Source organism: Amycolatopsis sp. NPDC050768, from assembly GCF_040654155.1.
GTDB lineage: Bacteria > Actinomycetota > Actinomycetes > Mycobacteriales > Pseudonocardiaceae > Amycolatopsis.
In genome coordinates, this window is the sequence record NZ_JBFAHL010000012.1 from 87,946 (window position 1) to 110,640 (window position 22,695).

Sequence of the window (22,695 nt, forward strand, 5' to 3'; positions counted from 1 at the left end):
GTTCGTTCCCTCAACGAGGAGGCCGCGACCCATGTCGCTGAACAGTCCCGCCACCGGCGAGACCGACCACCCGCCACTGACCACGCCGGACCCCGCGGCCCCCAGCCGGCTGCGCGCCTGGACGACCACGGCCGCCGTGGTCGGCGCGACCGTGGTGACCTTTCTGGACAAAGCGCTCGTCGGCCTGGTCGCCACGCCCGTGCAGAAGGAGTTCGGGCTCACCGCCACGGAGTTCGGCACGATCAGCAGCGCGTCGTACGTGCTGCTCGTCGCGGCCTGCCTGGTGATCGGCCTGCTGTCGAACCGGCTCTCGCCGCGAGTGGTGCTCCTGATCTGCGGTGTCCTGTGGGCGGTCGGCCAGGTTCCCGCTTTCCTTGCCGTGGCCGGGTTCCTGCTGGTGCTCAGCCGGCTCGTGGTCGGCGCAGCCGAGGGCCCGGTGGTGCCGCTGTCGCACACGGTCGCATATTCGTGGTTCCCCAACGATCGCCGGGGGCTCCCCGCGTCGCTGATCACCAGCGGCGCGGCGCTGGCGAAGGTCGCGCTGCTACCGATCCTGACCGTGGTGGTGGTGAGCCTGGGCTGGCGCAGCGGCTTCCTGGCCGTCGGAATCCTGGCGTTGGTTTGGGTCGTCGTCTGGTTTTTCGCCGGCCGGGTCGGGCCCTACACGACCGACGAACCGGCCGCCGAGACCACAGTGGCCGGTCCGGGTCTCTCGTGGAAGCGGCTGTTGCTGAGCCCGACGTTCGTGGTGGCCGCCATCGTGTACTTCGCCCAGAACGCGCTCGCTTCTGTGATCTACACCTGGCTGCCGTCGTACTTCGAGCACGGCCTCGGCTTTTCCGCCGCGGCATCGGGATTCCTGTACACCGTCCCGAGTGGAATGGCGATCATCGCGCTACTCGTGGCCGGTACCGTGTCCGACCGGTTCCTCAGGCGGGGCACCAGTTCCCGCAAGGTGCGCGGCATCAGTGGCGGCATCGTGGTGGCTGTCGCGGGGCTGCTGCTGACTTTGCTGCCGTGGACGACGTCGGCGCTGCCTGCCATTCTCCTGCTGGTGTTCGGGTACGGGATGTCCGTGGTCGTCAACACCGTCACACTGCCCACCGTGGCCGAAATCGCTCCCGCTCGGCGCCGAGCCGGTGCGCTCGCCGTGCTCGCCGCCATCGGCAGCGCCGCGGGGATCGTCAGCCCACTCGTGACCGGCGTGATCCTCGACGCCACCGACACGCCGCAGGGCGGCTACACCACGGCGTTCCTGCTTTTCGGCGGTTTCGTGGCGCTGGCCGGAGTGCTCTTCGCCTGCGTCGCCAACCCGGAACGCGAACTGCGGCGCGCGCAAGCCTGAGATGCCTGAGCTGTCCTGGCCGCCTGGCGCTCAGGACGGCTCGCCGCTGCGCAACCGCGACTGGTAGCGGGCGACCCGGTTACCGCACCACTGAAGCCGGTTGTGATCACGCAGCAGCAGCCGGACACAGCCGGAGCCTGGCACGCGGCCAAGTCGCCGGCGCGGGTGCCGGTGCTCAGCAGCACCGCGTCGCGGGCCGGGCTCGCGAGCACGCGGGCGAATCGACTGCCGGCCAGAAACCGCCACTCGGCGGTGCGTCCGCTCTCTGATCGAACTGCAGGCGGTCGCCAAGCTGAGCGCCCAATCCGAACCGGGCCTTCCCACCAAGGAAGCGGTGGAACGACTCCAGCCGGCGATCAACTCCTGGATCTTGCCGGCATCGAGCTGCCGCGCCCGACCGGGGCGATCCGACTTCGTCGACGGCGCCGGTGGCGCGGCTTCGGCGAGGGGCGGCAGCCGTTCTTGAAGCTTCTTCAGGGCTCTGACTTCGGGTTGTAATAACGTCCCCTCAGGTCCACCTTCAAGCTGACACAGAAACTCTGGCACCCCACCCAATGCCCCTTCGGCGCCGCGGCTTCGGCCGAATTGCGCGCAGTTCTACTCGGCATCGCACGCGGCGGGCACCTGCCCGACCTCGGCGATCGCGGCTAGTCACGCCTCACTTTCCGGTCACCCGGCGGTAGTGCCGCATGGACTTCGCCCGGTTGCCGCAGCCGGACATCGAGCACCAGCGACGGGTGCCGTTCTTCGACACATCGTAGAAATACAGCACGCACTCCGGGTTGGCGCAGTGCCGGATGCGCTCAGGCCGATCCCCCAGCAGCCGGAGGTAGTCGTCGACGGCGACCCACGCCGGGCCCCACGATGGATCGTCCAGCCGGAGCGTGCTCACCGGGCCGTCCGGTGAGAGCGATCGCACGAGCCGGCCGTGCTCCAGCACAGCGTTCACCCCGGCAACCGCGTCCGCATCGAGGTTCGGCAGGGCCGCGAGCAGTCCGTCAAGGGCCGACCTTGCCTGCAGCAAGCGGTCGAGCGTAGCGGCATCGACCTGCACTTCGACCTTGCCCAGCGCCTGGCGCACCAGCGGTGCGGTGAACCACGACGCCATGCCGTCGACCCCGTCCAGGAGGTCATAGTTCCCCGCGTCGTCGAGCCAGCGGGTGTTGTGCAGGTCGATCGACATCGGCTCGCCGACGAGCGGGCGGGGGTCGGCGCTTGGGTTTGGCGTCACCACAAGGGTCCTTCAAGGGTCGGGTCGTGCGGGCTACAACACGCAGTCTAACCCTTCATTCAGATATCAGTGGTTGACACCCAGGACTTGTAACCTTTAATGTCACTTTCACCGGTAGCGAGGCTCGTCTCGCTCCGATGACTACCCCGAGGAAAGTGATGACTTTGAGCAGTGCCACGAAGCTGGCGACCGGCCACATCGGACTGAACGTGACCGACCTCGAGCGCTCCCTCGCCTTCTATGGCAAGGTGTTCGACTTCCAGGTGATGGCGGAGGGCAAGGAGAGCGACCGCCGCTGGGCCTTCCTCGGCCACGACAACCAGCTCCTCGTCACTCTGTGGCAGCAGAGCGAGGGCACCTTCAGCCCGGAGACCCCCGGGCTGCACCACCTGTCGTTCCAGGTCGACTCGATCGAAGACGTCAACAACAAGGCCGAGATCCTGCGCGGCCTCGGCGCGGAGTTCACCTACGACGGCGTGGTCCCTCACGGCGAGAACGGCACCTCCGGCGGCATCTTCTTCGCCGACCCCGATGGCACCCGCCTCGAGATCTACGCGCCCTCCGGCGCCGACCCCGCAGCCGCCCCGGTCGCAGGCGCCCCGACCTGCGGCTTCTTCTGAGCCGCCCCCAGTTAGAGAGAAAGGACTGCCGTGGCCACCTACCACACCGGGGAGATCGCGGTGCAGGACCGAGCCGAGCTCAGTGAGCAGGCGCGGTTCTCCCTCGGCGGCATCGGGAGCGCCGTACCCGAGGTGGCCGCGGCGTTCCTCACGGAACAACCGGCGATCTTCGTCGGCGGCCAGGACGCGGCGGGCCGGGTCTGGGCGAGCCAGCTCACCGGCCCACCGGGGTTCCTGCAGGCGCCGACCCCTCACATGCTTACCATCAACGCGCTGCCCGAGCCCGGTGACCCGCTCACCGACATCCTGGCCGCCGCCTCCGGGCGACCGGCGCGGCTCGGGATGATCGCGCTCGAGCCCGCCACGCGTCGACGAATGCGGATCAATGGCCGCGCCGTCGCGGCGGGTAGTGGCCTGCGGGTCGACCTCGACCAGGTCATCGCCAACTGCCCCAAGTACCTGCAGAAGCGGACCTACCGATTCCTCGACCCGGATACCGACTCCATGGTCCTGCGCGAAGTCTGCGAAAGCGCTTCCCTAAGCCCGGCGCAGCAGCAGACCGTTCGTGAAGCGGACACCTTCTTCATTGCGTCCACTTCGGACTCCGGTGATGCGGACGCATCGCACCGAGGAGGAAACCCGGGGTTCGTCGAAGTCGTGTCCCCTCGGCTGCTGCGCTGGCCCGACTACGTCGGCAACGCGATGTTCCTCACGCTCGGCAATCTGCTCGTCCACCCGGCAGCGGGGCTGCTCTTCCCCGGCTGGGAGACCGGTTCGGCGCTGCACCTCACGGGAACCGCGCGCACCGTCTGGGATCCCGCGGTGGCGAGCGCCACCCCCGGTGCCCAGCGGGTGGTCGAGTTCGCCGTGGAGTCGGTGCGCGAGGTCCTCGGTTCGAGCCCGCTGCGGTGGAGCACGCCCGCGTACTCCCGCTTCAACCCGCCCGTGCGCTGACCGGGCCCAACGACAACAGGAGTCTTCCATGCGGATCACCGTGGACATGAACGTCTGCGAGAGCCACGGCCAATGTGTGTTCGCTGCGCCCGAGGTCTTCTCGTTCGACGACGAGGACTACCTCCACTACGACGCCGAACCCTCCGACGAACTGCGCGACAAGGTCACGGCGGCCGCAGCGAGCTGCCCCGTCCGCGCGATCACCATCGCCGGATGACGGCACCACTCGCGCGGGTGGTGATCGTCGGCGCGTCGCTCGCCGGGCTGCGCACGGCCGCGGCGCTGCGGGACCACGGCTTCACCGGAAGCCTCACGATCGTCGGCGACGAGCCGCACCCGCCCTACGACCGGCCGCCACTGTCCAAACAGGTCCTCACGGACGAAACGGCACCGGACCCGGCACTGCCCGTCCCCGAGCCCCTCGGCGCACAGTGGAAACTCGGCCGCTCCGCGGTCCGGCTCGAACCGCACGAACGCGTGGTTCTCCTCGACGACGGCACCGGCCTCCCCTACGACGGCGTCGTGCTCGCGACCGGCTCCGGAGCGCGCGGCTGGCCGGAACCCCGTCCCGTGCAAGGCATCCACACGTTGCGCACGCGCGAAGACGCGCTGCGGGTGCGAGCCGAACTACGCCCGGGACGGCGGGTCGTCGTAGTCGGCGCGGGATTCCTCGGCGGTGAGCTCGCCGCGGCGGCCCGTGCCCGAAGCGCCCACGTCACCCTCGTGGAAGCTTCTCGCCAGCCGCTGGAACGCGCCATCGGAGCCGCGCCGGGTGCGTGGATCGCCGGCCTGCACCGGGAAAGCGGTGTGGACCTCCGCACCGCCACCACGGTCACCGCCTTCCGAGCCGACGGCGACCGGGTGCGTGGCGTCGCGCTGTCCGACGGCACGGAGCACGCCGCGGATACAGTGCTGCTGGCTCTCGGCGGCACGCCGGCCACCGGCTGGCTTGCCGGCTCAGGCCTCGACCTCGGCCACGGCGTCCGCTGCGACAGCCGGCTCCGTGCCCTGGACCCGGCCGGCGCGGTCGTACCCGGCGTCGTCGCGGCGGGTGATGTCGCCCGCGTACCCCAGCCCTTGGCCGGCGGCGAGGCCATCGCACTCGGCCACTGGACGACGGCCACCGAGCACGCCATCACCGCCGCACGCACGCTGCTGGATCCCACGACCTCGGCGCCGCACACCGCGGTACCCTCGTTCTGGTCCGACCTCCACGGCGCGCGAATCCGGTCCGTTGGCCTCCCCACCCTCGCCGACGAGGTGCTGGTGCACGAACACGACCTGCCCGGCAGACATCTGAAGGTGACCTACCTTCGCCGGGGTCGCCTGATCGGTGCACTGACGGTGAACCGCACCCGTAGCCTCACCGCGTACCGCCGCGAACTCCACGCCGCGAGCGAGGCGTTCGCGCCCTGAGGCCGAGCGCCCCGGCCCGGCACCGGGCGGGGCGCTCGCTGAGCTCGCCGCCATTGGCAGCGCCGCGGGCATCGTCAGCCCGCTCGTGAGCTCGCTGGACACTGTCGAGGACCCGGACGCGATCCTGTGCCGCACCAACGGCGGCGCGATCGCGGAGATCCTCGCCCTGCTCACCGCCGGCGTCGCCGCGCGTGACCTGCAGGCCGGGCGCCGCACCATCCACCGTGCCTTTCAGCAGGTACCTGTGCCTGGTGGCGCTGCGGTTCCCTTCGAGTTTCGCAATGCCGCCCATACCGCCGGCCGCACGCGACCGGCGGTATCAACTGCGCCTGCGTAAAGGTCTCCACGGAAACGATCTCAGGATGCGCAGGTCGTCGTGACCGGACAACGCGTTCGGGATCCGCGCGCTTGAACCGCACGACGTGCCCGGCACCGACATCGTCGAGCTTGAGCAACGTTTCATGCTTGGTCCAGCGCCCGAAGATCGCGTACCCGGTGTAGCGGGGGTTCTCCAGGGTCGAACGAATGGTGCTGCCCTGCCAGCCATCGGCAAGCCTGTGTCGGTTCTGATTTGGCCGACACTCCGAAGGACACGCCTGCTGATCCAGCACACGGACCAGCCACCGAACCCCGATGTCACGTCAGCTCGCCGACCGGGAGCGCCGCAAGCGCCTTCTCGATGGCGTCCACCACGTCGAGCGGGGTGTGGCTGAGCGGATCGCGCAGCGAACGCCCCGGTGTCCACCTCGTGGCGCGCCGGAACGCGGCGGCTCGGGCGGGATCGATCGCGCTGATCGCCCCCAGCACCGCCTGGTACGCCTCGACGTCGTCGACGATGGTGGCCAGATCGCTGTCGAGGCCGAGCTCGGTGCGGGTCCGCCTGGGCCGGGGGTGCCGCTCGGTCCAGGTGTAGGTGCCGCTGCCGACCTCGTGTTCGGCGCCGGAGGGCAGCCGGACGACCGCGCGGGCGTTGGCGGGCACCTCGATGTCGAACCGCACCAGCTCGCCGTCCCGTCGCCAGGCCGAAGACGCGCGCCCGTATGGCGTCTCGTGCCAGGCCGACGCGTCGTCCAGGAAATCGAGCAGCGTTGGCGCAATGCGGATGCGCCGGTATCCGGGCGCCAGCGGTGCCAAGCCGGCGACAACGCGGTGCAGCCAATCCGCGACGGCGCCGAGCGCGTAGTGGTTGAAGGACGTCATCTGGCCCGGGTTGATCGAGCCGTCCTCCAGCATCGAGTCCCATCGCTCCCAGATGGTGGTGGCGCCCATCGTGACGGGGTAGAGCCAGGACGGGCTCTCCGTCTGAGCGAGCAGGCGCGCCGCGGTGTCCACGTGGCCGGTCGCGGTCAGCGCGTCGCAGATGATCGGGGTGCCCACGAACCCGGTCGCGACGTGGTAGCCGTACGCCCGCACGAGGTGGCGCAGCCGCTCTCCCATCGCGGCTTTCTGCTCGCCCTCGACGAGACCAAACACGATCGCGACGGCGTAGGCGGTCGGCGCGTCGGACATCATGCGCCCCACGGCCGTGGTGTAGGTGGCGCGGAACGCCTCGCCGATGCGCGAGGCCAGTTCGCCGTAGCGGCCTGCGTCCTCGACCCGGCCCAGCACCGCGGCGGCCTTCGAGGTGAGATCGGCGGACCGGAAGTAGTAGGCCGTGGCGACCAGTCCGGGGTCCGTCTTGGCGCGGCCAGGCTGGTCCGGTGGGGCGTCCGGGTCGAGCCAGTCGCCGAACTGGACTCCGCTCTCCCACAAGGGACTTCCTCCGGTGCGCGCGGTGACCGTGTCCACCCAGGACTTCATGGCGTCGAAGGAATCAGACAGCGCACCGTGGTCGCCGAAACGTTCACTGAGGACGGTCGGCACCACGGTGATCGCGTCACCCCACGCGGCAACCGGCTCCAGCTGACCCGGCACCTGGGGGATCACCGCGGGAACCACCATCGGGACCACGCCGTCGGCCGCCTTCTGCTCCAGGCACACGTCCTCCAGCCAGGACTGCAGGAACGCGTTGCAGTCGAAGAGGAACGACGCTGTCGGTGCGAAGACCTGGATGTCTCCGGTCCACCCGAGCCGCTCGTCGCGCTGGGGGCAGTCGGTCGGGATCGAGAGGAAGTTGCCGCGCATCCCCCACACGACATTCTCGTGGAGCCGGTTCAGCAGGCGGTGCGAGGTCGAGAAGCCGCCGGTGCGCCGCATGTCCGTGTGAACGACTGCGGCTGAGATCGCGGACGGCGAGAACTCGCCCGGCCAGTCGTGGATCTCGACGTACCGGAACCCGTGGAACGTCCACTTTGGCTCCCACGTCTCCTCGCCGTCGCCCCGGAGGGTGTAGCGGTCGGTGGCGGCGGCGTTGCGGAGCGGCCGCGTACCGAGTTCACCGTGCTCGAGCACTTCCGCGTGGCGCAGGGTGATGGTGTGCCCGCGAGGTCCGGAAACGGTGAGCCGCACCCATCCGACGAGGTTCTGGCCGAAGTCCAGAACGGTGTTCCCAGCCGGGGTGGTGATGACCTGCACCACGTCGCGTCGTTCGATCACGCGCACCGGCGGGCTCGTCCGGGGTTCCGGCCGCACGTGCGGGACCGCGACGAGAGCCACCGGGCTCCAGGCGTCGTCGCCTTCCGCTGCGGAACTCGCCCAACCCGGCTCGCATAGCCGCGCATCGTAGGTTTCGCCCTGATAGATGCCCGCCGAAACAACGGGGCCGAACGACCACCGCCAGTCCTCGTCGGTGATCACCGTGTCGGTAGTGCCGTCTTCGTACTCGATCACCAGCTGAGCCGCCGCCGCGGGGCTGCCTTCGTAGAACCGCCGGGCACGATCGCGGAACCCGAACGCCTCGGTGTACCAGCCACCGGCCAGTTCGATTCCGACGGTGTTGCTCCCCTGCCGCAGGTGGGCGGTCACGTCGGTGACGTCGAACAGCAGCCGCCATTGGTAGCTCGTCCACCCCGGCTTCAACACCGCCTCGTCCACGACGGTGCCGTTGAGGCGGACGTCGTAGGCGCCGAAGGCTGTCGCGTAGAGGAAGGCCCGCCGGACCGGGCCACGCACCTCGAACCTCGTTCGCAGCAGGTGTGGTTCGTCCGAACCGGACCCGACGAACTGGCCACGCCACTCGGAGGAGCCGAGAAACCCCGCTGTCACCTCGGTCGGTGCGCTCCACGGCGACACCGACCCGTCGGTTCCCCGCACCCGCACTCGGACACCGGCGGTCTCGCGCGGGTGCAACGGCGTGAACGGCCACGCGACGAAGACCGATTCGTCGCCCTCGATCGTCGCCGTGGTGCGGGCGCCGCCGAGAGCGAGCTCGACCTCCGCGCTCGCCTGGACCCAGTTGCCCGCGCCAGCCATCACCGTCCACGACAGCCGCGGGGACGCGGTCGCCACGAACGGTTCGGCGGACGAGCCGATGCGGGGAGCGTTGACAGTGACGGGAGCGTCACTCGTCATCAAAGAGCCTCCTTGGCGGTGAGGGCATTGGTCTTGGACGGCGAAGCCGGCGCTGGGCCGGACCCGGTGCGCAGGCGGCGGATGATGAGCGTTCCGACGAGGCCGGACACCAGCGCGAAGACAGCGAGCAGGTAGTACAGGCCGGCCGGGCTCCACGCGATCAGCGCGGGCGTGACGAGCGCGAACGCCGCAGCGATGAATCGGGCGATCGCGATCGTGAAGCCCTGCACCGTCGCGCGGGCGTTGACCGGGAACGACTCCTGGGTCCAGATCTTGTAGAGCGCCTCCCCCACAAAGGGAAACGAGACGTTGTACAGCACCAACGCAGCGATCATCGCCGGCAGCACGACGCCGCCGGTGACGGCGATCAGGAGCTGGCAGGCGATGAAGACCACCACGCCCGTGGCGAAGAACCGGCTGCGCCACTTCGTGTCCGCGATGCGGGTGAACACGATCGTGCCAACGAGGCCGACCAGGGTGGTGCCGAACGACAGTCCCGTCGCGACGGTCTGGGTCGTACCGCCGACGGTGACGAGGAAGTAGGTCTTGAACGACCCGAAGGTGTTGGCCACCAACGTGAAGAACAGGTAGAAGAGCGCGGTCAGCGCGATCAGCAGGAGCGAAGTCCGGTTGCGCAGCAAGGCTCCGAGCGGCAAGGCCTTGTCGGGGTCCACGCCAGCGGTGGTGTACCGGACCTGCGCCTCCTGCTCGAGCCGGCGGAAGGGCGGGTAGAACGAGCGGAACACGAACGTGGCCACTGCCAGCACGGCGAGGATGCCGAAGATCAGGCTGATGCCGGGCACACCCAGGCCGGACACGGCGAAGCCCAGCAGCGTCGCGATCACGACGCCGATCGTCCACATCACGTGGGTGAAGGCGACGAGACGGCCCTGCGTTCCTTCGGGAGCCCGCTCGGAGAGCACGGCGAGCGAGGTCGGCAGGTCGGCACCAGCGGCCATGCCCAGCACGATCACGCCTGTCACGAGCACAGGCGCGCTGGGCGCCAGCGCCACGGTCACCGCCGCGGCCGCGTACAGCAGGATCGTCAGCGAGAACATCCGGCCGCGGCCCACGAGGTCGGCCAGGCGCCCACCGGTCAGCGAGCCGACGGCGATGAACAGCGTCAACGCGGACCCGAGCACCCCGACCGTCCACACGTCGAGATCGAACGCCTTCTTCCACAGCGCCAGGCCCAAACCCACCGAGATGATCGCCCCGGAGTCCAGGAGCGACGCCATTCCCGCGGCGACCGCGAGCATCCAGTGTCTGCTTTGCAGCACGGCGGTTCCTGCGGCGCTGTTCTCGGCCATGAGATCTCCTTCTTCGTCGAAGCAGCACGCTGTTGGTAATACGTTTTACCTCGGCGCGGGAGGCATCACACCACATGACCTCTGGGTACCGTCAAGGCAGGAGAGCACGATGAGGTAAAACGATTCAATAACGCGATGGCTGGACTGCCCGAAGGCGGACATCACTGCGGGACGGTGGACGCCCGCACGACCAGCTCAGGGGAGAACTCGATCTGCGGCCGGGGTAGCCCGCCGGGCGCGTTGCCGGCCGAGTTCAACGCGTCGATCTCAGAGAAGAGCAAGTCCGCCACGGCGGTCCCCAGCTCCGCTTGCGGAGTGCTGATCGTGGTCAGCGGCACGATCGTGGACCGAGCGAATTCGATGTCGTCGTACCCGACCACGGCGATGTCGGCCGGCACACGGACGACGTTCGCCCCGACGAAGGCCTGCACGACGCCGATGGCCAGCAGGTCATTGGCGCAGAACAACGCGTCGGGGCGTTCCGTGGCCGGGCGTCTCACGAGCGCCTCCGCACAGGCGATCCCGGCTTCGACCGAGCGCTCCGGCACCGGAATCACCTCGAGCGTGACGCCGGGCGCCGCATGGACGGCGGACAGCGCGCCGTTGAGCCGGTCGGCCACCTGCTTGAGCTCGAGTGACGAGGAGACGAAGCCGATGCGCTTGCGTCCCTGCTCGATCAGGTGCGCGGCAGCCAGCCGGCCGCCGGCGACGTGGTCGATCGAAACCGACGCCTGAGCCGGGGATTCTGCCCTGCGTGCGCTGAGCACGCTCGCGATGCCGATGGCGCGCATGCGGGACAGTTCGGCCTCCACGTTGCCCACGGGGGCGATGATCACGCCACTCACCTGCTGCTTGGCGAACAGCTGCAGGTAGCTGCGTTCGCGCTGCTCGGACCCGGTGTCGTTGGCCATCAGCATGTACATGCCCTCGGCCGACACCCGCCGCTCGATGGCGGCGGCGATCTCCGGGGTGGTGGCGCCGGCGAGCTCGAACGCGATGTAACCGATGACCGGGCTGACGCCGGTCCGCAGGGTACGCGCGGCGTCGTTGGGTACGAAGCCGAGCGTGTCGACCGCCTGTCGGATCCGCTGCCGCGTGCTCTCGGAGAGCTTCCGCGGCCGGTGGAAGTAGTTCGAGACCGAGGCCGGGGACACCCTCGCCAGCTCCGCGACGTCCCGAATGGTGATCCTGTTCAGCCGACTGTTCCTCTCCCCTCACGACCTTCAAGTCCATGTTAGTGCAGGTGCGGGTGATGCCGGCTCGCCCCACACCAGGTCGGCCGGACCGAGCTTGCGTCCGGATCCGGACAAATCCTTGCTCCTCATCCGGACGGTCCTCAAGATTTCCCCTGTCCGCCCGCACCAGGGCGCGGCTCGTTCGTACCGTCCCCACCGATCCCTCCACTCAACGGGGAGAAAGAGGCAGTCGAATTGAAACGATTCACTCGATCGAGAACGTCGTTGCTTTGCCGATGGGCCACCGTCGGAGTCCTCGCCGCCGTCACCCCCGCGCTCGTCACCACCCCTGGTCAGGCGTCTGCGACCGGCTTCCACACCGACGGCGCACCGAGTCTGAACACGTCCGCTTGGAAGTCCTACGTTCTCGGCCCATCGACGCCTGACGTGCACCCGGTCCAGGCCGAAGGCCGCGGCGACGTCACCCACCCGCAGTCCCTGCTGAAGGCGCACGGCCCGGCGACGACGCTCACCACCAAGGCAGGCGGCGCGCCGGCGTCCATCCTGCTCGACTTCGGCAAGGAAGTCGGCGGGACGCCCTATCTCGATCTCACGAAGGTCACCGGCTCCCCCACCCTGACCCTGGTCACGTCCGAGGCCCGGCAGTACATCCGCACGCCCGCCGCGACGACGGTGTCCACGGCTGCGGCCGATGGGGCCACCCAGGTCACCCTGGCCTCAGCAGCGAACCTCGAGGTCGGCAACACGATCACCTTCACCACGGCCGGCGGCAAACCCGTCACCCGCACCATCACGGCCTTCGACAGCACGGCCCGGACCGTGACCGTCAAACCCGCGCTGCCGTCGGATCTCGCCACGGGCACCGCCGTCTCCACCTCACCGGGGGCGCCGAGCTCCGACGAGTCCCGCGGCCTCGCCGGCGTCGGCGGTCCGGACACCTTCCAGCCCACCGGAGCGGGACGGCTCACGGGCGGATTCCACGGCGGCTTCAGGTTCGCCCTGCTCACCGTCTCCTCCCCCGGCAGCGTCAGCCTCTCCTCCCTCGGCGTGAACTTCCAGGCGTTCCGCGCGACGCCGGCGGATTACCAGGGTTGGTTCCTCTCCAGCGACGACCAGCTGAACCGCATGTGGTACTCCGGCGCGTACACGCTGCAGATGAACATGAAGGCGCCCGGGCTCAACAGCCTTCCCGACGCCCGCATCTACGACGGCGCCAAGCGCGACCGCAGCGTCTGGACCGGCGACCTGCTCGTGCAGATCCCCACCCTGCTGACCAGTCTCGGCAACGCAGGGGCGCCGTACGTGAAATCGTCGCTCGACACGTTGCTGGCCACCCAGCGCGCGGACGGTGCGTTCCCCGGGTCACCGGACTTCTCGAAGCGCACCTCGCCCGCGGGTTCGCCCCTGTTCTACTCGAACAACTACTCCGGGTACGGGGCTCGCGCGTTCATTGACTACTTCCGCTACACCGGGGACAAGGCCTACATCACCGCGGCGCTTCCCGCGCTGCGCAAGGAACTCGCCTACAACGACACGTTCCTCACGGCCGACAACCTCGTGGTCTCCAACGACCGCGACTACTGGCAGGCAAGCCAGACCGGCGAAGTCACCAAGTACAGCATCGACTACTACATCCTCCTCAAGGAGATGGCGTGGCTCGAACGCTCTGCCGGCTCCGCCGCCCTCGCAGACGCCGATGACGCGAAGGCGGACGCCATCAAGACCGCGGTCATGGGCAAGCTGTGGAACTCGACGCTGGGCGCGTACGGCCAGAGCGGCAGCAAGCCCGACGTCCTCGTCGAAGACGCCAACGCACTGGCGCTGCAATACGGCTTCGTCCCGGCAGGAAAGGAAGCCGGTGTCCTCGCGGCCATGAAGACACTGTGGACGCCGTACGGCGCGATCATGGGCCCCGGGCTTCAGGACCCGACCGGGCACACCATCGAGCCGTTCGCCAACGGGATGGAAACGGCCGGCCGGTTCGCCGCCGGTGACACCGCCGGCGCGCTGGATCTCATGCGGCGCACGTGGGGTCCGATGATCGACAAGAAGAACCCCCTCTACACCGGTGCGTTCTGGGAGTTCAAGAACAGTGCCGGTGGCGTCAACCGCGCGACGGCCAGCCTCGCGCACGGGTGGGCCGCGTCGCCGTCCGTGCAGCTGACCGAGCAGCTCCTCGGTGTGACTGCCGTGAGTGCCGGCTACCAGTCCTGGAGCATCGCCCCGCGCCCCGGGACGGTCCGCTGGGCGAGCGGCGCCGTGCCGACCGCCTACGGAACCATCAAGACCGAGTGGACCTCCGATCCGAAGTCCGGCCGGTTCACGCTCACCGCGCAGACTCCCGCGCACACCACCGGGACCATCACGGTTCCGGTCGGCCGTAATTCGGTGATCACCGTCAACGGCCGCGCTGCCAAGGAACTCGGCTCCCGGGCGAAGACGTCCGACGGCTCCGTGGTCCTGACCGTTCCTGGTGGCACATACCAGATCACGGTGACACAGCGCTGATCGATCCTTCTCGATCCGAGCGGGCCGTTGTGGAGTGCGATCTCCGCAACGGCCCGCTCCACGCCGAAACCACTGCACCAATGGAGGTGTGAAGTGTTCGCAAAACCACCGAAAAGAACGTCGCCGTTGCTGACCATCTGCGTCTCGGCGGTGACCGCTGCCGCGCTGGTCGCTCTCGCGCCCACCGGAACCGCCCAGTCGGACCTGCGCAGTGCCGCACAGGTGGCCACTGAGCTGACGCAAGGAACCGACGGCCTGCAGCCTCTGGCGGGCGGCCTCTCCACCGCCCAGTTCGCTCACCCGGACACGCGGTTCAAGCCGGCGATGCGCTGGTGGTGGCAGAAGCCGCTCGACGACACCGAAGCCCTGCGCGAGCTGCAAGTAATCGCCGACGCCGGATTCGGCGAAGTCGAAATCGCGTTCTCCTCCGGCGCTTGGGCCACCGACGAGCAGCGCACGATCCTCGGTCACGTGCTGGACAAAGCAACGCAGCTCGGCATCAAGGTGTCGATGACGATGGGCGCCGCATGGCCGGTGCAGACCCCCGGCACCGGCGTGGGCAGTGGGTTCGCGTCGCAGGAACTGCAGTACGGCCGAGCTCACGTCACCGGCGGACAGAGCTTCTCCGGGCCGGTGCCTCCCGCGATCGACGCCACCCAGCAAACCCAGCCCGCACAGCTGGTCGCGGTCACCGCGGCCCGCGTCGTGTCCGCCGGGCCCGACGTCACCACACCCGGCCAGCCGCCGGCGAAGTCGACGGTGCTGAATCCCGAGTCCCTGACCGACCTCACCGCCCAGGTGAAAAACGGTGCCCTCACGTGGAAAGCCCCCGCCGCGGGCGACTGGGAGCTGTTCGCGTTCTGGTCGCGTGAGAACAAGGGCAACTACACCAACCCCTTCGACGCCGACGCCTCACGCAAGGCCACGCAGGACCTCGATCAGATCCAGATCGGCAAGGACAACGCGCCGAAGCTGAAGAAATCCGGCGCCGACCTTTTCGAAGACTCGCTCGAACTGCACGCCACCTCCATCTTCTGGACCCCGAAGATGGAAAGCGAGTTCCGCGGGCGCCGCGGCTACGACATGGCCAAGTACCTCCCGCTGATGTTCGTGCAGGGCGAGTCGGACTTCCCCGTCCCGCCCAAGGAGCCGACACCGGACTTCTCCCTCACCGACGGCTCGGCGAGCAAGGTCCGCCACGACTACTACGAGACGCTCACCGACCTGTACATCGCCGATCACCTCGAGGTGTTCCAGGACTGGGCGAAGCAGTACGGCATGCAGTACAAGGCCCAGGCCGCGTATCTGCAGGACCTCGAACCGATCCGCAGCTTCCGCTCGTTGCAGAGCTTCGGGGGAAGGTCGGAGACGGAGTCCCTCGACGCCGGAGAGAACCTGCCAATCTCGCCCGACGACCCCGCCTGGCGGAACTCCCTCGCGTTCCAGCAGACGATCGCGTCCGGCGTGCACCAGGGAGGCGGTGACCTGCTGAGCGTGGAGCTCGGTGCGTTCTTCAAACCGGCGTACAGCATGAACCTCGACGACTACCGCGACCTGATGGGCAAGGAGTGGGCCGCGGGTGTGTCACAGCCGTTCATCCACGGCTTCGCCCTCCAGGCGCCCGACGCCGCGTGGCCTGGTACGACGCGCTTCAACGAGTCGGTCACCGATAGCTGGAACGACAAGAACTTCCCGCAGTGGTCGAGCTGGTCGGCGCTGAACAGCTACTTCGCGCGCGGCACCAGCGTTCTCGAGACGGGCACCGCGAAGACCGACGTCGCGGTCTACAGCGATTCCTTCCTCTCCCCGCGCGGACACCAGTCTCCGTTCGACGCCCAGCGGCTCGAAGAACAGGGCTACTCCGTCGAGTACCTCGACCCCCAGGGCCTGGCCCAGGATGCCCGGCCGGACCACGGTGAACTGTTCGGCGGCACCAGCGGCTACCGAGCGCTGGTGATCGATCAGCGGTCGATCACGCACGATGCCTCGGCCGCCGTGCTGCGGGCCGCGAAGGCGGGCGTCCGCGTCGTGTTCGTGGGCTCGCTTCCCGACCACGACACCACGTACGCCGGCGGCGCCAAGGGCGATGCGGAAATCAAGAACAACGTCGCCGCGACGCTGAAGCTGCCGTCGGCAACGAAGGTGGCGACCCAGAACGACATCGCCAGCGCGCTGAAGCGGCTCAGCCTCGTTCCGCGGGTCTCGTCGGGCGGCACCCAGATCCTCTCCCAGTGGCGCGAGGTCAAGGGTGGCGCGTACGTCTACCTCTACAACCCGTCCGACCACCCGGTCACGTTCACCCCGTCGTTCGGCGTCCAGGGTGTGCCGGCGGAGATGAACCTTTGGGACGGCTCGATCTCGCCGATCGCCCAGTACGCCACCGGCAACGGACGCACCAGCGTTCCGGTGACCCTGCAGGGCGGTCAAGCCGAGGTCGTAGCGATCAACACGAACGCCAAGCCGGCCGTCCACGTCACCGGAAGCCAGCCCGAGGACGGGAACTTCCTCGTGAGCAACGGGAAGATCGTGTTCCGGGCGACCGAATCCGGCGGGCAGACGTTCCAGCTGTCCAACGGCCGCAAGACCGACGTCAACGCCGTGGTGCGCACGGACGATGACAAGCCGCTGTCTGGCATCCCGTCCAGCCGACCCTCCACCATCGACCAGTGGAGCCCGTGGGGGCTGACCGTGAAGACGGTGACGCCGACGGGCAGCGCGACGGTGTCGATTCCCAGCGGGCTCGGTGATTCGCAGTTCCAGCAGTTCAAGATGAAGGACTGGCGCGACATCACCCAGCTGAACGGCGAGTCCGGCGTGGGCACCTACACCGCCAACACCATCCTGCCCGACGGTTGGCACGCCAACGCCGCCGAAGGTGTGCAGCTGAACCTCGGCCACGTCGACGGAACCGCCGACATCACGGTCAACGGCCAGCTGGTCGGCACGCAGATCACGGACGGCCGCCAGTGGGACATCACCCGCTGGCTGCACCCCGGCACCAACACCGTCCAGATCGCGGTGCACACGACGCTGCGCAACGCAGTGTCGAAGTACAACAAGAAGTCGACAGCGAGCCAGCCTTATGGGCTTCGCGGGCCGGTGACGCTCACGCCGTACCAGGATTACGTCGTGTACAGCGGCAAGTAGTCCACGAAACAGAAGCGGCGCCGAGGAAGTTCCTCGGCGCCGCTTCTGTCTGCTCGGACGGTCAGGACACCGTGATGTGACCGCGCAACGGGAGGTCAGCCGACGAGGTGCCTACACCGACGGTGTAATTGCCCGGAACGACGGTCCACCCCGTGCTCGGGCTGAGCCAGACCGCGAGTTCGTCGCGCGGGACGTCGAGCGTCAGGGTCGTGCTCTGGCCCGGCTTCAGGGTCACCTTGGCGAACGCCTTGAGCTGCTGCGCCGGCTCTTGTGCCGCGTCGGGTGCCGCGACGTAGAGCTGGACGACCTCCGAACCGGCCCGCCGGCCGGTGTTGGTGATCGTCGCCTGGGCCTGGAGTCCGCCCCCTGTGCGGGAAAGACGCAGGTTGCCCAGACGGAAGGTGGTGTAGGACAGGCCGAAGCCGAAGGGGAACAGGGGCTTCTCGCCGGAGTGCTGGTACCAGCGGTAGCCGATCGCCAGGCCTTCGTCGTAGTACACCTGGACACCGTCGCCGGGGAACTCGACGGTGGTCTTGGCGGGCCCCTGCTGATCGGAGGCGGGGAACGTCTCGGGCAGGCGGCCACCCGGCTCTTCGTCGCCGAACAGCATGGCGGCCAGCGCGTTGCCCTGCTCCTGGCCGGCGTACCAGTTGGCGATGACACCCTTGACGCTGCCCAGCCACGGCATCAGGACCGCGCCGGAGGTGTTGAGCACGACCACCGTGTTCGGGTTGGCCTTCGCGACCGCGGCCACCAGCTCGTTCTGGTCGGCGGGCAGAGCGAGTGTCGAGCGGTCCATGCCCTCGCTGGTCAGGTCGGCGAGGACCACCACCGCCACGTCGGCAGCGCGGGCGGCGTCGGCCGCCGCCTGGTGGAGCTTGTCATAGCCGGCCTGGAAGCCGAGCACCAGCGACGTGCGCGGCGCGCGGCCCCCGGCGGGCGCGGCCGACACGTAGGTGACCTCGAGGGTGTGGTTGCCCGCGGTCAAGGTGACCAGGCCGTTCTGGACGGCCTCGCGGCCGGGCAGAGCGGTGAGGACGTTCTTGCCGTCGATGCTCAGCATGGTCACCCCGCCGACGCTGAGGCTGAAGCGGTAACCGCCGGCTTCGGCGGCGTTGAAGGTGCCGGTGTACCGCGCGGACCAGCCGTCCGTCTGAGCCGCGACGGCCGCTGGAGTCGCGGTGACGTTCAGGGCCGAGACGGTCTCGGTTCCCAGCGGGTCACCGGTCAGGTCGGTGGCCGCGTAGTAGGTGGCCTTGAGACCGGAGCCGAACGCCGCCACGGGCATGGTCGGCAGCGCGGCGATGCCGAGGGTGCCCTGCGCGTAGGTGACCGGGATGGACCCGGCCCGCGCGCGGATCCCGGCCAGCGGCGTCACGACCGTGCCGTTGGCGTTGACGCTGCCCGAGCCGCCGCCGTGGGTCTGCGCGCCGGCGTCGGCGGCGTTGCCGATGACCGCGATGCCGCGGGGCCGAGCCAGCGGCAGCACACCGTTGTTCTTCAGCAGCACGCTGCCTTCGACGCCGATGCGCCGCGCCAGCGTGAGGTGCGCCGGAGTGGAGACCACGGTGTCGACGACAGTGGCCGGGTCCGGCAACGGGTGGTCGAACAGCCCGACGCGGACCATCGCCGTGAGGACCTGGGTCACCATGGTGTCGAGCTGGGCCTCGCTGACGCTGCCGTTCTGCACGGCTGTCTTGAGCGCGTCGCCGAGGTAGGTCCCACCGGGCATTTCGGTGTCGGAGCCGGCTTTGGCGGTCTGGAGCGTGCTGTGCGTGCCGCCCCAGTCCGACATGACCATGCCGTCGAAGCCCCAGGCGTCGCGCATCGCGTCCTGGACGTTGATCCGGTTCTCGTGGGCCCAGGTGCCGTTGACCTTGTTGTACGACGTCATGACGGCGCCGACCTGGCCCTGCTGCACGGCGGCCCGGAACCCCGGGTAGTAGATCTCCTGCAGCGCGCGAGCGGAGACGACGACGTCGATCGAGTTGCGCAGGATCTCCTGGTTGTTGGCGGCGAAGTGCTTGACCGTCGAGATGACGTGGTTGGTCTGGATGCCGCGGATGGTGGCGGCCGCGAGCTGCCCGTTCAGGAACGGGTCTTCGGTGTAGGTCTCGAACGAGCGCCCCCAGTGCGGGAGGCGGAGGATGTTGATGCACGGCGCCAGCGCGATGTTGTGTCCCTTGGCCGCCTGCTCGGCGCCGTAGGCCTTTCCGTAGTCGGTCGCGGTGGCGGGGTTCCAGGTGGCGGCCAAGGCTTTGGAGTCGGGCCACTGCGTGACGCCGGTGGATCCGTTGCCGACCCCGCTGGGCCCGTCGGCCAGCCGCAGGGCCGGGATGCCGAGCCGGTCGTTGGCGGGGATGTGCCCGGTGAATCCCTTCGTGGCCGGAATTCCGTGGCAATAGGCGATCTTCTCGTCGAGGGTCATCTTCGCCACGAGCTGCCGGGCCTTCTTCACAGCCGCCTGAGCCTGAGGCGACGCGGGCGGTGGCGTGGCGAGCGAGCCGGCCGGCGGCGTGGCCGCGGGATCGGCCGCCGCCAGGCCGGCGGGGGTCACTGCCACGACACCGGCGGCGGCGACCCCCGCTCCGGACCACTTCAACATCGAACGACGGGTGACGTCCATCGATTGTCTCCTTCGGGGTGGGGTTTCCAGGGAGAGCTGTGTCCGATGTGGCCGGTCGGCCACATCGGACACAGCCGATCAGCTCGTGGCGGTGAAGGTGTACTGACCGGCACCGACGGTGTAGACGGCTTCGGCGATGCGGCGGGCACCCGGTCCGGAGGCCTGGACGTTCTTGCCGGCCGCGGCCGGGACGTGCACGGTGGCGGTGGCTCCCGGCGGAACCGTCACCTGGAGCCGGAACCCGTGCGCGGAGTTGGTCCAGGCACTGCTCACCGTGCCGTACGGCGTCTGGTAGCTGCCCTCTGCGTGAGTCAGGCCACCGACGATCGCGGGCGCGATGGTGAGGTCGCGGTAGCCGACCGAGCCGTCCGTTTGCTGAATGCCGGCGAGCCCGCGGATGAACCACGCGTCGACGGCGCCGAGGAAGTGGTGGTTCTGCGAGCCGCCACCGTCCAGGCTCTCCGACAGCGTGGTGTGGCCACTGGCGATCAAGTACCCGTAGCCGGGCGAGGTCGGGTTGACGACCATGTCGTAGATGACGTCGTCACGGTTCCCGGCCTCGAGCGCCCGGAAGAGCGGTCCGAGGGCGACCGAACCGGTCGTGATGTGGTTGCCGGCCTTGCGCACCGACGCGACTAGGCGATCGAGCACCTCGGTGCGGTCGGCCGGGGCGACCAACCCGGCGTCGAGGGCCATGGCGTTGGAGGCTTCGCTGTCGCTGCCGTAGTAGACGCCGGTCGCGTCGACGTGGCGGAAGCGCGTGGTGAACTCCGTGGCGAGCTGGGCGGCCAACGCGGTGTACTTGGTGTGGTCGGCGGTCTTGCCCAGGACCTGCGCGACACCGGCCATGTTGCTCGCCGCTGTGTAGTAACCGGCGAGGATGGCCAGCTGCATCGGCGTGGTGTTGTCCGTCGCGGACCAGTCCCCGAGCCCGGGGATGTCACCGTTGTTCGCGGCCTTGTTCTTCGCTTCGTAGTCGAGCCAGGCCACCATGTTGTCGTAGAAGGTCGCCATCGTCCGGGTGTCGCCGTAAGTGAGGTAGAGCTGCCACGGGATGCGGATGACGGCACCGCCCCAGTTGACTTCGTCGAGGAACTCGATGGTGCCCTGGGGCTTCGTCTGCGTGGTGGGAGCGACGCGGTGGAACTCCGGGGCGATGTTGGCGATCAAGCCCGGCGACACGTCACCCGGCTGCCGCTGCGCGGTGGCCATGTTGCGCACGAGCTGGGGCTCGTAGGCCGACATGTCGTAGTCGGTGAGCAGGGCGTCGAGATTCTGGAGGTTGTCGCCGGTGTACGGGCCCTTCTCGCGGTCCGGGCAGTCGGTCATGACCGACATCATGTTGCTCTGGATCGCCCGCTCGGTGATCGTGTGGATCTGGTTGAGCAGGTCGCTGGACGAGGTGAAGTCACTCGCGCTCGGGTTCGCCGCGTGGATGACGTCCACGGTCACGGTGTCCTTGGTCGGCGCCGTGAGCAGACCACTCACCTGAAGGTAACGGAAGCCGCTATAGGTGAACTGCGGGTGCCACGTTTCTTTGCCGTGTCCGGAAAGCGTGTACCGGTAGGCGATCTGGCTGCCCGGTTTCGCGCCGGTGCTGGCGATGTCCAAGGTGCCGTCGGCGGCGAGGTTCTCCGCCGGGATCATCGTTACGGTGTCACCCGCTCGTCCGGAGACCGACACGCTGGGCCAGCCAGAACGGTTGGCCCCGAAGTCGAGGATGTACGAGCCGTCGGCGAGCTTGCGGATGCTGGTCGGCCGCACGGTCTGTGCGACGGTGACCGGCGGGCGCGGGTTGGCGCGCAACGGGGTGGTGTCGCGCGGCGTCGTGGCTTGCGTGAGCGTGACCGGGCTCGCCTGCTGCCAGCCCGCGTTGGTCAGCGCGGCGGCCGAGGTCGGTGACTGGCTCGATCGGCGGGCGTCGTACTCTTCGCCGCTCCACCACGAGGAGAAGGTGGTGGCGCCGAGCGCCGTCCGCCAGGTGCCGTCGCTGGAGACGATCTCCCGGTGCCCATCCTGGTAGGTGATCTCGAGCTGGGCGATGACCTTCGGTTCGCCGTACACCGTGTACTGCTCGAGGGTGCCGCCGAAGAAGTACCGCCCGGGCGTCTTCACGCGCTGGTAGGTGCCGCTGCCGGTTTGCATGCCGATGGTGTTCGTGCCCGACCGGAGTGCGCTGGTGAGGTCGTAGGTCCGGTAGTCGACCTCGGCGGAGTAGGTGGTCTGGCCCGGTTCGAGCACGGCGTCGCCGACCGGCCGGCCGTTGATCGTCGCGGCGTACATGCCGAGCCCGGTCGTGTAGAGGCGGGCCTGCTTGACCGCACCGTGCACGGCGAACGACTTGCCGAAGACGGGCAGCGGAGTTTCCTTGCCGTCCGGCTGGGTGTAGTCGTACGACGGGTTCTCGATCCAGCGCGCCGACCAGTCGGAGGCGGACAGCAGCCCCATCTCCCAGCTCGACGGATCACTCCAGGTCGAGACCCGCCCCGTGGCGTCCCACGTGCGGACCTGCCAGCTCACGTGGTCGCGGGAGTGCAGGGCCGGGCCCGCATACGGGATGTTCGAGGTGCTCGCGGAACGGACTTTCCCGCTGTCCCACAGGTCGCGTTTCCCGTGCTGGGACGGGGACTCGAGGGTTGCGCGGATCTCGTAGGCCGCCTGGCCCGCCGAGCCTTTCCCGGGCAGCCAGCTGAGCAGCGGCTTGCCGGCGTCGATCCCGATCGGGTCGGCGAAGTTCTCGGTCTTGAGTGAGGTCGGCTTCGCCGAGCTGCTCGGTGCGGCGGCAGCGGTTGCCGACCCGGACACGGCCAGCAGCGCGACGGCGAGGAGCGTGAGGACAGGGTGCCGGCGGTTCATCGGAAATCCTTTCAGCCGGAAGTGTGGGCGGACGGG

14 protein-coding genes and 1 pseudogene are annotated in these 22,695 nt (G+C 68.9%); 8 read left to right on the top strand and 7 right to left on the bottom strand.

From position 1 onward, the window contains the following. Positions 1–31: 31 nt before the first annotated feature. On the top strand, positions 32–1,345 hold the full coding sequence (locus AB0H62_RS31355) for an MFS transporter (RefSeq protein ID WP_220239846.1): 1,314 nt from the start codon (positions 32–34) through the stop codon (positions 1,343–1,345). 658 nt (positions 1,346–2,003) lie between these two features. On the opposite strand, the gene AB0H62_RS31360 is transcribed toward AB0H62_RS31355, so the two are convergent. Next, positions 2,004–2,576 carry a CGNR zinc finger domain-containing protein gene (locus AB0H62_RS31360; RefSeq protein ID WP_255637892.1) on the bottom strand — a complete coding sequence of 191 codons (573 nt, stop codon included), beginning with the start codon at positions 2,574–2,576 and terminating at the stop codon, positions 2,004–2,006. Positions 2,577–2,734: 158 nt separating this feature from the next. Between AB0H62_RS31360 and AB0H62_RS31365 the strand changes: the two genes are divergently transcribed. The 5 genes from AB0H62_RS31365 (at position 2,735) to AB0H62_RS31385 (ending at position 5,903) form a co-directional block, all read left to right on the top strand. Beyond that, a complete protein-coding gene (locus AB0H62_RS31365) occupies positions 2,735–3,196 on the top strand; it encodes a VOC family protein (RefSeq protein WP_360590029.1) in 462 nt (153 codons plus the stop codon). 30 nt (positions 3,197–3,226) lie between these two features. Further along, on the top strand, positions 3,227–4,150 hold the full coding sequence (locus tag AB0H62_RS31370) for a pyridoxamine 5'-phosphate oxidase family protein (protein ID WP_360590031.1): 924 nt from the start codon (positions 3,227–3,229) through the stop codon (positions 4,148–4,150). Positions 4,151–4,178: 28 nt separating this feature from the next. Further along, a complete protein-coding gene (locus AB0H62_RS31375) occupies positions 4,179–4,367 on the top strand; it encodes a ferredoxin (RefSeq protein WP_220239843.1) in 189 nt (62 codons plus the stop codon). Beyond that, positions 4,364–5,566: an FAD-dependent oxidoreductase gene (locus AB0H62_RS31380; protein ID WP_360590033.1), complete on the top strand. Its 1,203-nt coding sequence runs from the start codon at positions 4,364–4,366 to the stop codon at positions 5,564–5,566. The genes AB0H62_RS31375 and AB0H62_RS31380 overlap by 4 nt, the downstream gene beginning before the upstream one ends. Before the next feature lie 85 nt (positions 5,567–5,651). Beyond that, positions 5,652–5,903 (top strand): hypothetical protein, encoded by a 252-nt coding sequence (locus tag AB0H62_RS31385; RefSeq protein WP_255638880.1) that lies wholly within the window; start codon positions 5,652–5,654, stop codon positions 5,901–5,903. Between the two features lie 46 nt (positions 5,904–5,949). Here the strand turns inward: AB0H62_RS31385 and AB0H62_RS31390 are convergent. The 4 genes and pseudogenes from AB0H62_RS31390 to AB0H62_RS31405 all read right to left on the bottom strand — a co-directional run. Beyond that, positions 5,950–6,177: pseudogene (locus AB0H62_RS31390) on the bottom strand (recombinase family protein); the annotation flags it as partial. Between the two features lie 25 nt (positions 6,178–6,202). After that, positions 6,203–9,016 carry a family 78 glycoside hydrolase catalytic domain gene (locus tag AB0H62_RS31395; RefSeq protein ID WP_360590035.1) on the bottom strand — a complete coding sequence of 938 codons (2,814 nt, stop codon included), beginning with the start codon at positions 9,014–9,016 and terminating at the stop codon, positions 6,203–6,205. Continuing rightward, positions 9,016–10,326: an MFS transporter gene (locus AB0H62_RS31400; RefSeq protein WP_360590037.1), complete on the bottom strand. Its 1,311-nt coding sequence runs from the start codon at positions 10,324–10,326 to the stop codon at positions 9,016–9,018. Before AB0H62_RS31400 ends, AB0H62_RS31395 begins: the two co-directional genes overlap by 1 nt. Positions 10,327–10,487: 161 nt before the next feature. Beyond that, complete coding sequence (locus AB0H62_RS31405) at positions 10,488–11,522, bottom strand: LacI family DNA-binding transcriptional regulator (RefSeq protein ID WP_360590304.1); 1,035 nt, start codon at positions 11,520–11,522, stop codon at positions 10,488–10,490. Positions 11,523–11,948: 426 nt separating this feature from the next. On the opposite strand from AB0H62_RS31405, the gene AB0H62_RS31410 reads away from it, so the two are divergent. Both AB0H62_RS31410 and AB0H62_RS31415 read left to right on the top strand, forming a co-directional pair. Beyond that, positions 11,949–14,030, top strand: a complete 2,082-nt coding sequence (locus AB0H62_RS31410; protein ID WP_360590039.1) for an alpha-L-rhamnosidase C-terminal domain-containing protein — start codon at positions 11,949–11,951, stop codon at positions 14,028–14,030. Positions 14,031–14,123: 93 nt separating this feature from the next. Continuing rightward, positions 14,124–17,177: a glycosyl hydrolase gene (locus AB0H62_RS31415; protein ID WP_360590041.1), complete on the top strand. Its 3,054-nt coding sequence runs from the start codon at positions 14,124–14,126 to the stop codon at positions 17,175–17,177. A 61-nt stretch (positions 17,178–17,238) separates the two neighbouring features. Here AB0H62_RS31415 and AB0H62_RS31420 read toward each other — a convergent pair whose 3' ends face one another. Further along, positions 17,239–19,803 carry a glycoside hydrolase family 3 C-terminal domain-containing protein gene (locus tag AB0H62_RS31420; RefSeq protein ID WP_360590043.1) on the bottom strand — a complete coding sequence of 855 codons (2,565 nt, stop codon included), beginning with the start codon at positions 19,801–19,803 and terminating at the stop codon, positions 17,239–17,241. Between the two features lie 78 nt (positions 19,804–19,881). Beyond that, a complete protein-coding gene (locus tag AB0H62_RS31425) occupies positions 19,882–22,659 on the bottom strand; it encodes a family 78 glycoside hydrolase catalytic domain (RefSeq protein WP_360590045.1) in 2,778 nt (925 codons plus the stop codon). Positions 22,660–22,695 lie beyond the last annotated feature (36 nt).

Excerpts from the sequence above, each read along its gene's own strand:
- AB0H62_RS31380 (WP_360590033.1), top strand. The coding sequence starts at position 4,364 with ATGACGGCACCACTCGCGCGGGTGGTGATCGTCGGCGCGTCGCTCGCC.
- AB0H62_RS31400 (WP_360590037.1), bottom strand. The coding sequence starts at position 10,326 with ATGGCCGAGAACAGCGCCGCAGGAACCGCCGTGCTGCAAAGCAGACAC.
- AB0H62_RS31365 (WP_360590029.1), top strand. The coding sequence starts at position 2,735 with ATGACTTTGAGCAGTGCCACGAAGCTGGCGACCGGCCACATCGGACTG.
- AB0H62_RS31395 (WP_360590035.1), bottom strand. The coding sequence starts at position 9,016 with ATGACGAGTGACGCTCCCGTCACTGTCAACGCTCCCCGCATCGGCTCG.
- AB0H62_RS31355 (WP_220239846.1), top strand. The coding sequence starts at position 32 with ATGTCGCTGAACAGTCCCGCCACCGGCGAGACCGACCACCCGCCACTG.
- AB0H62_RS31425 (WP_360590045.1), bottom strand. The coding sequence starts at position 22,659 with ATGAACCGCCGGCACCCTGTCCTCACGCTCCTCGCCGTCGCGCTGCTG.
- AB0H62_RS31375 (WP_220239843.1), top strand. The coding sequence starts at position 4,179 with ATGCGGATCACCGTGGACATGAACGTCTGCGAGAGCCACGGCCAATGT.
- AB0H62_RS31420 (WP_360590043.1), bottom strand. The coding sequence starts at position 19,803 with ATGGACGTCACCCGTCGTTCGATGTTGAAGTGGTCCGGAGCGGGGGTC.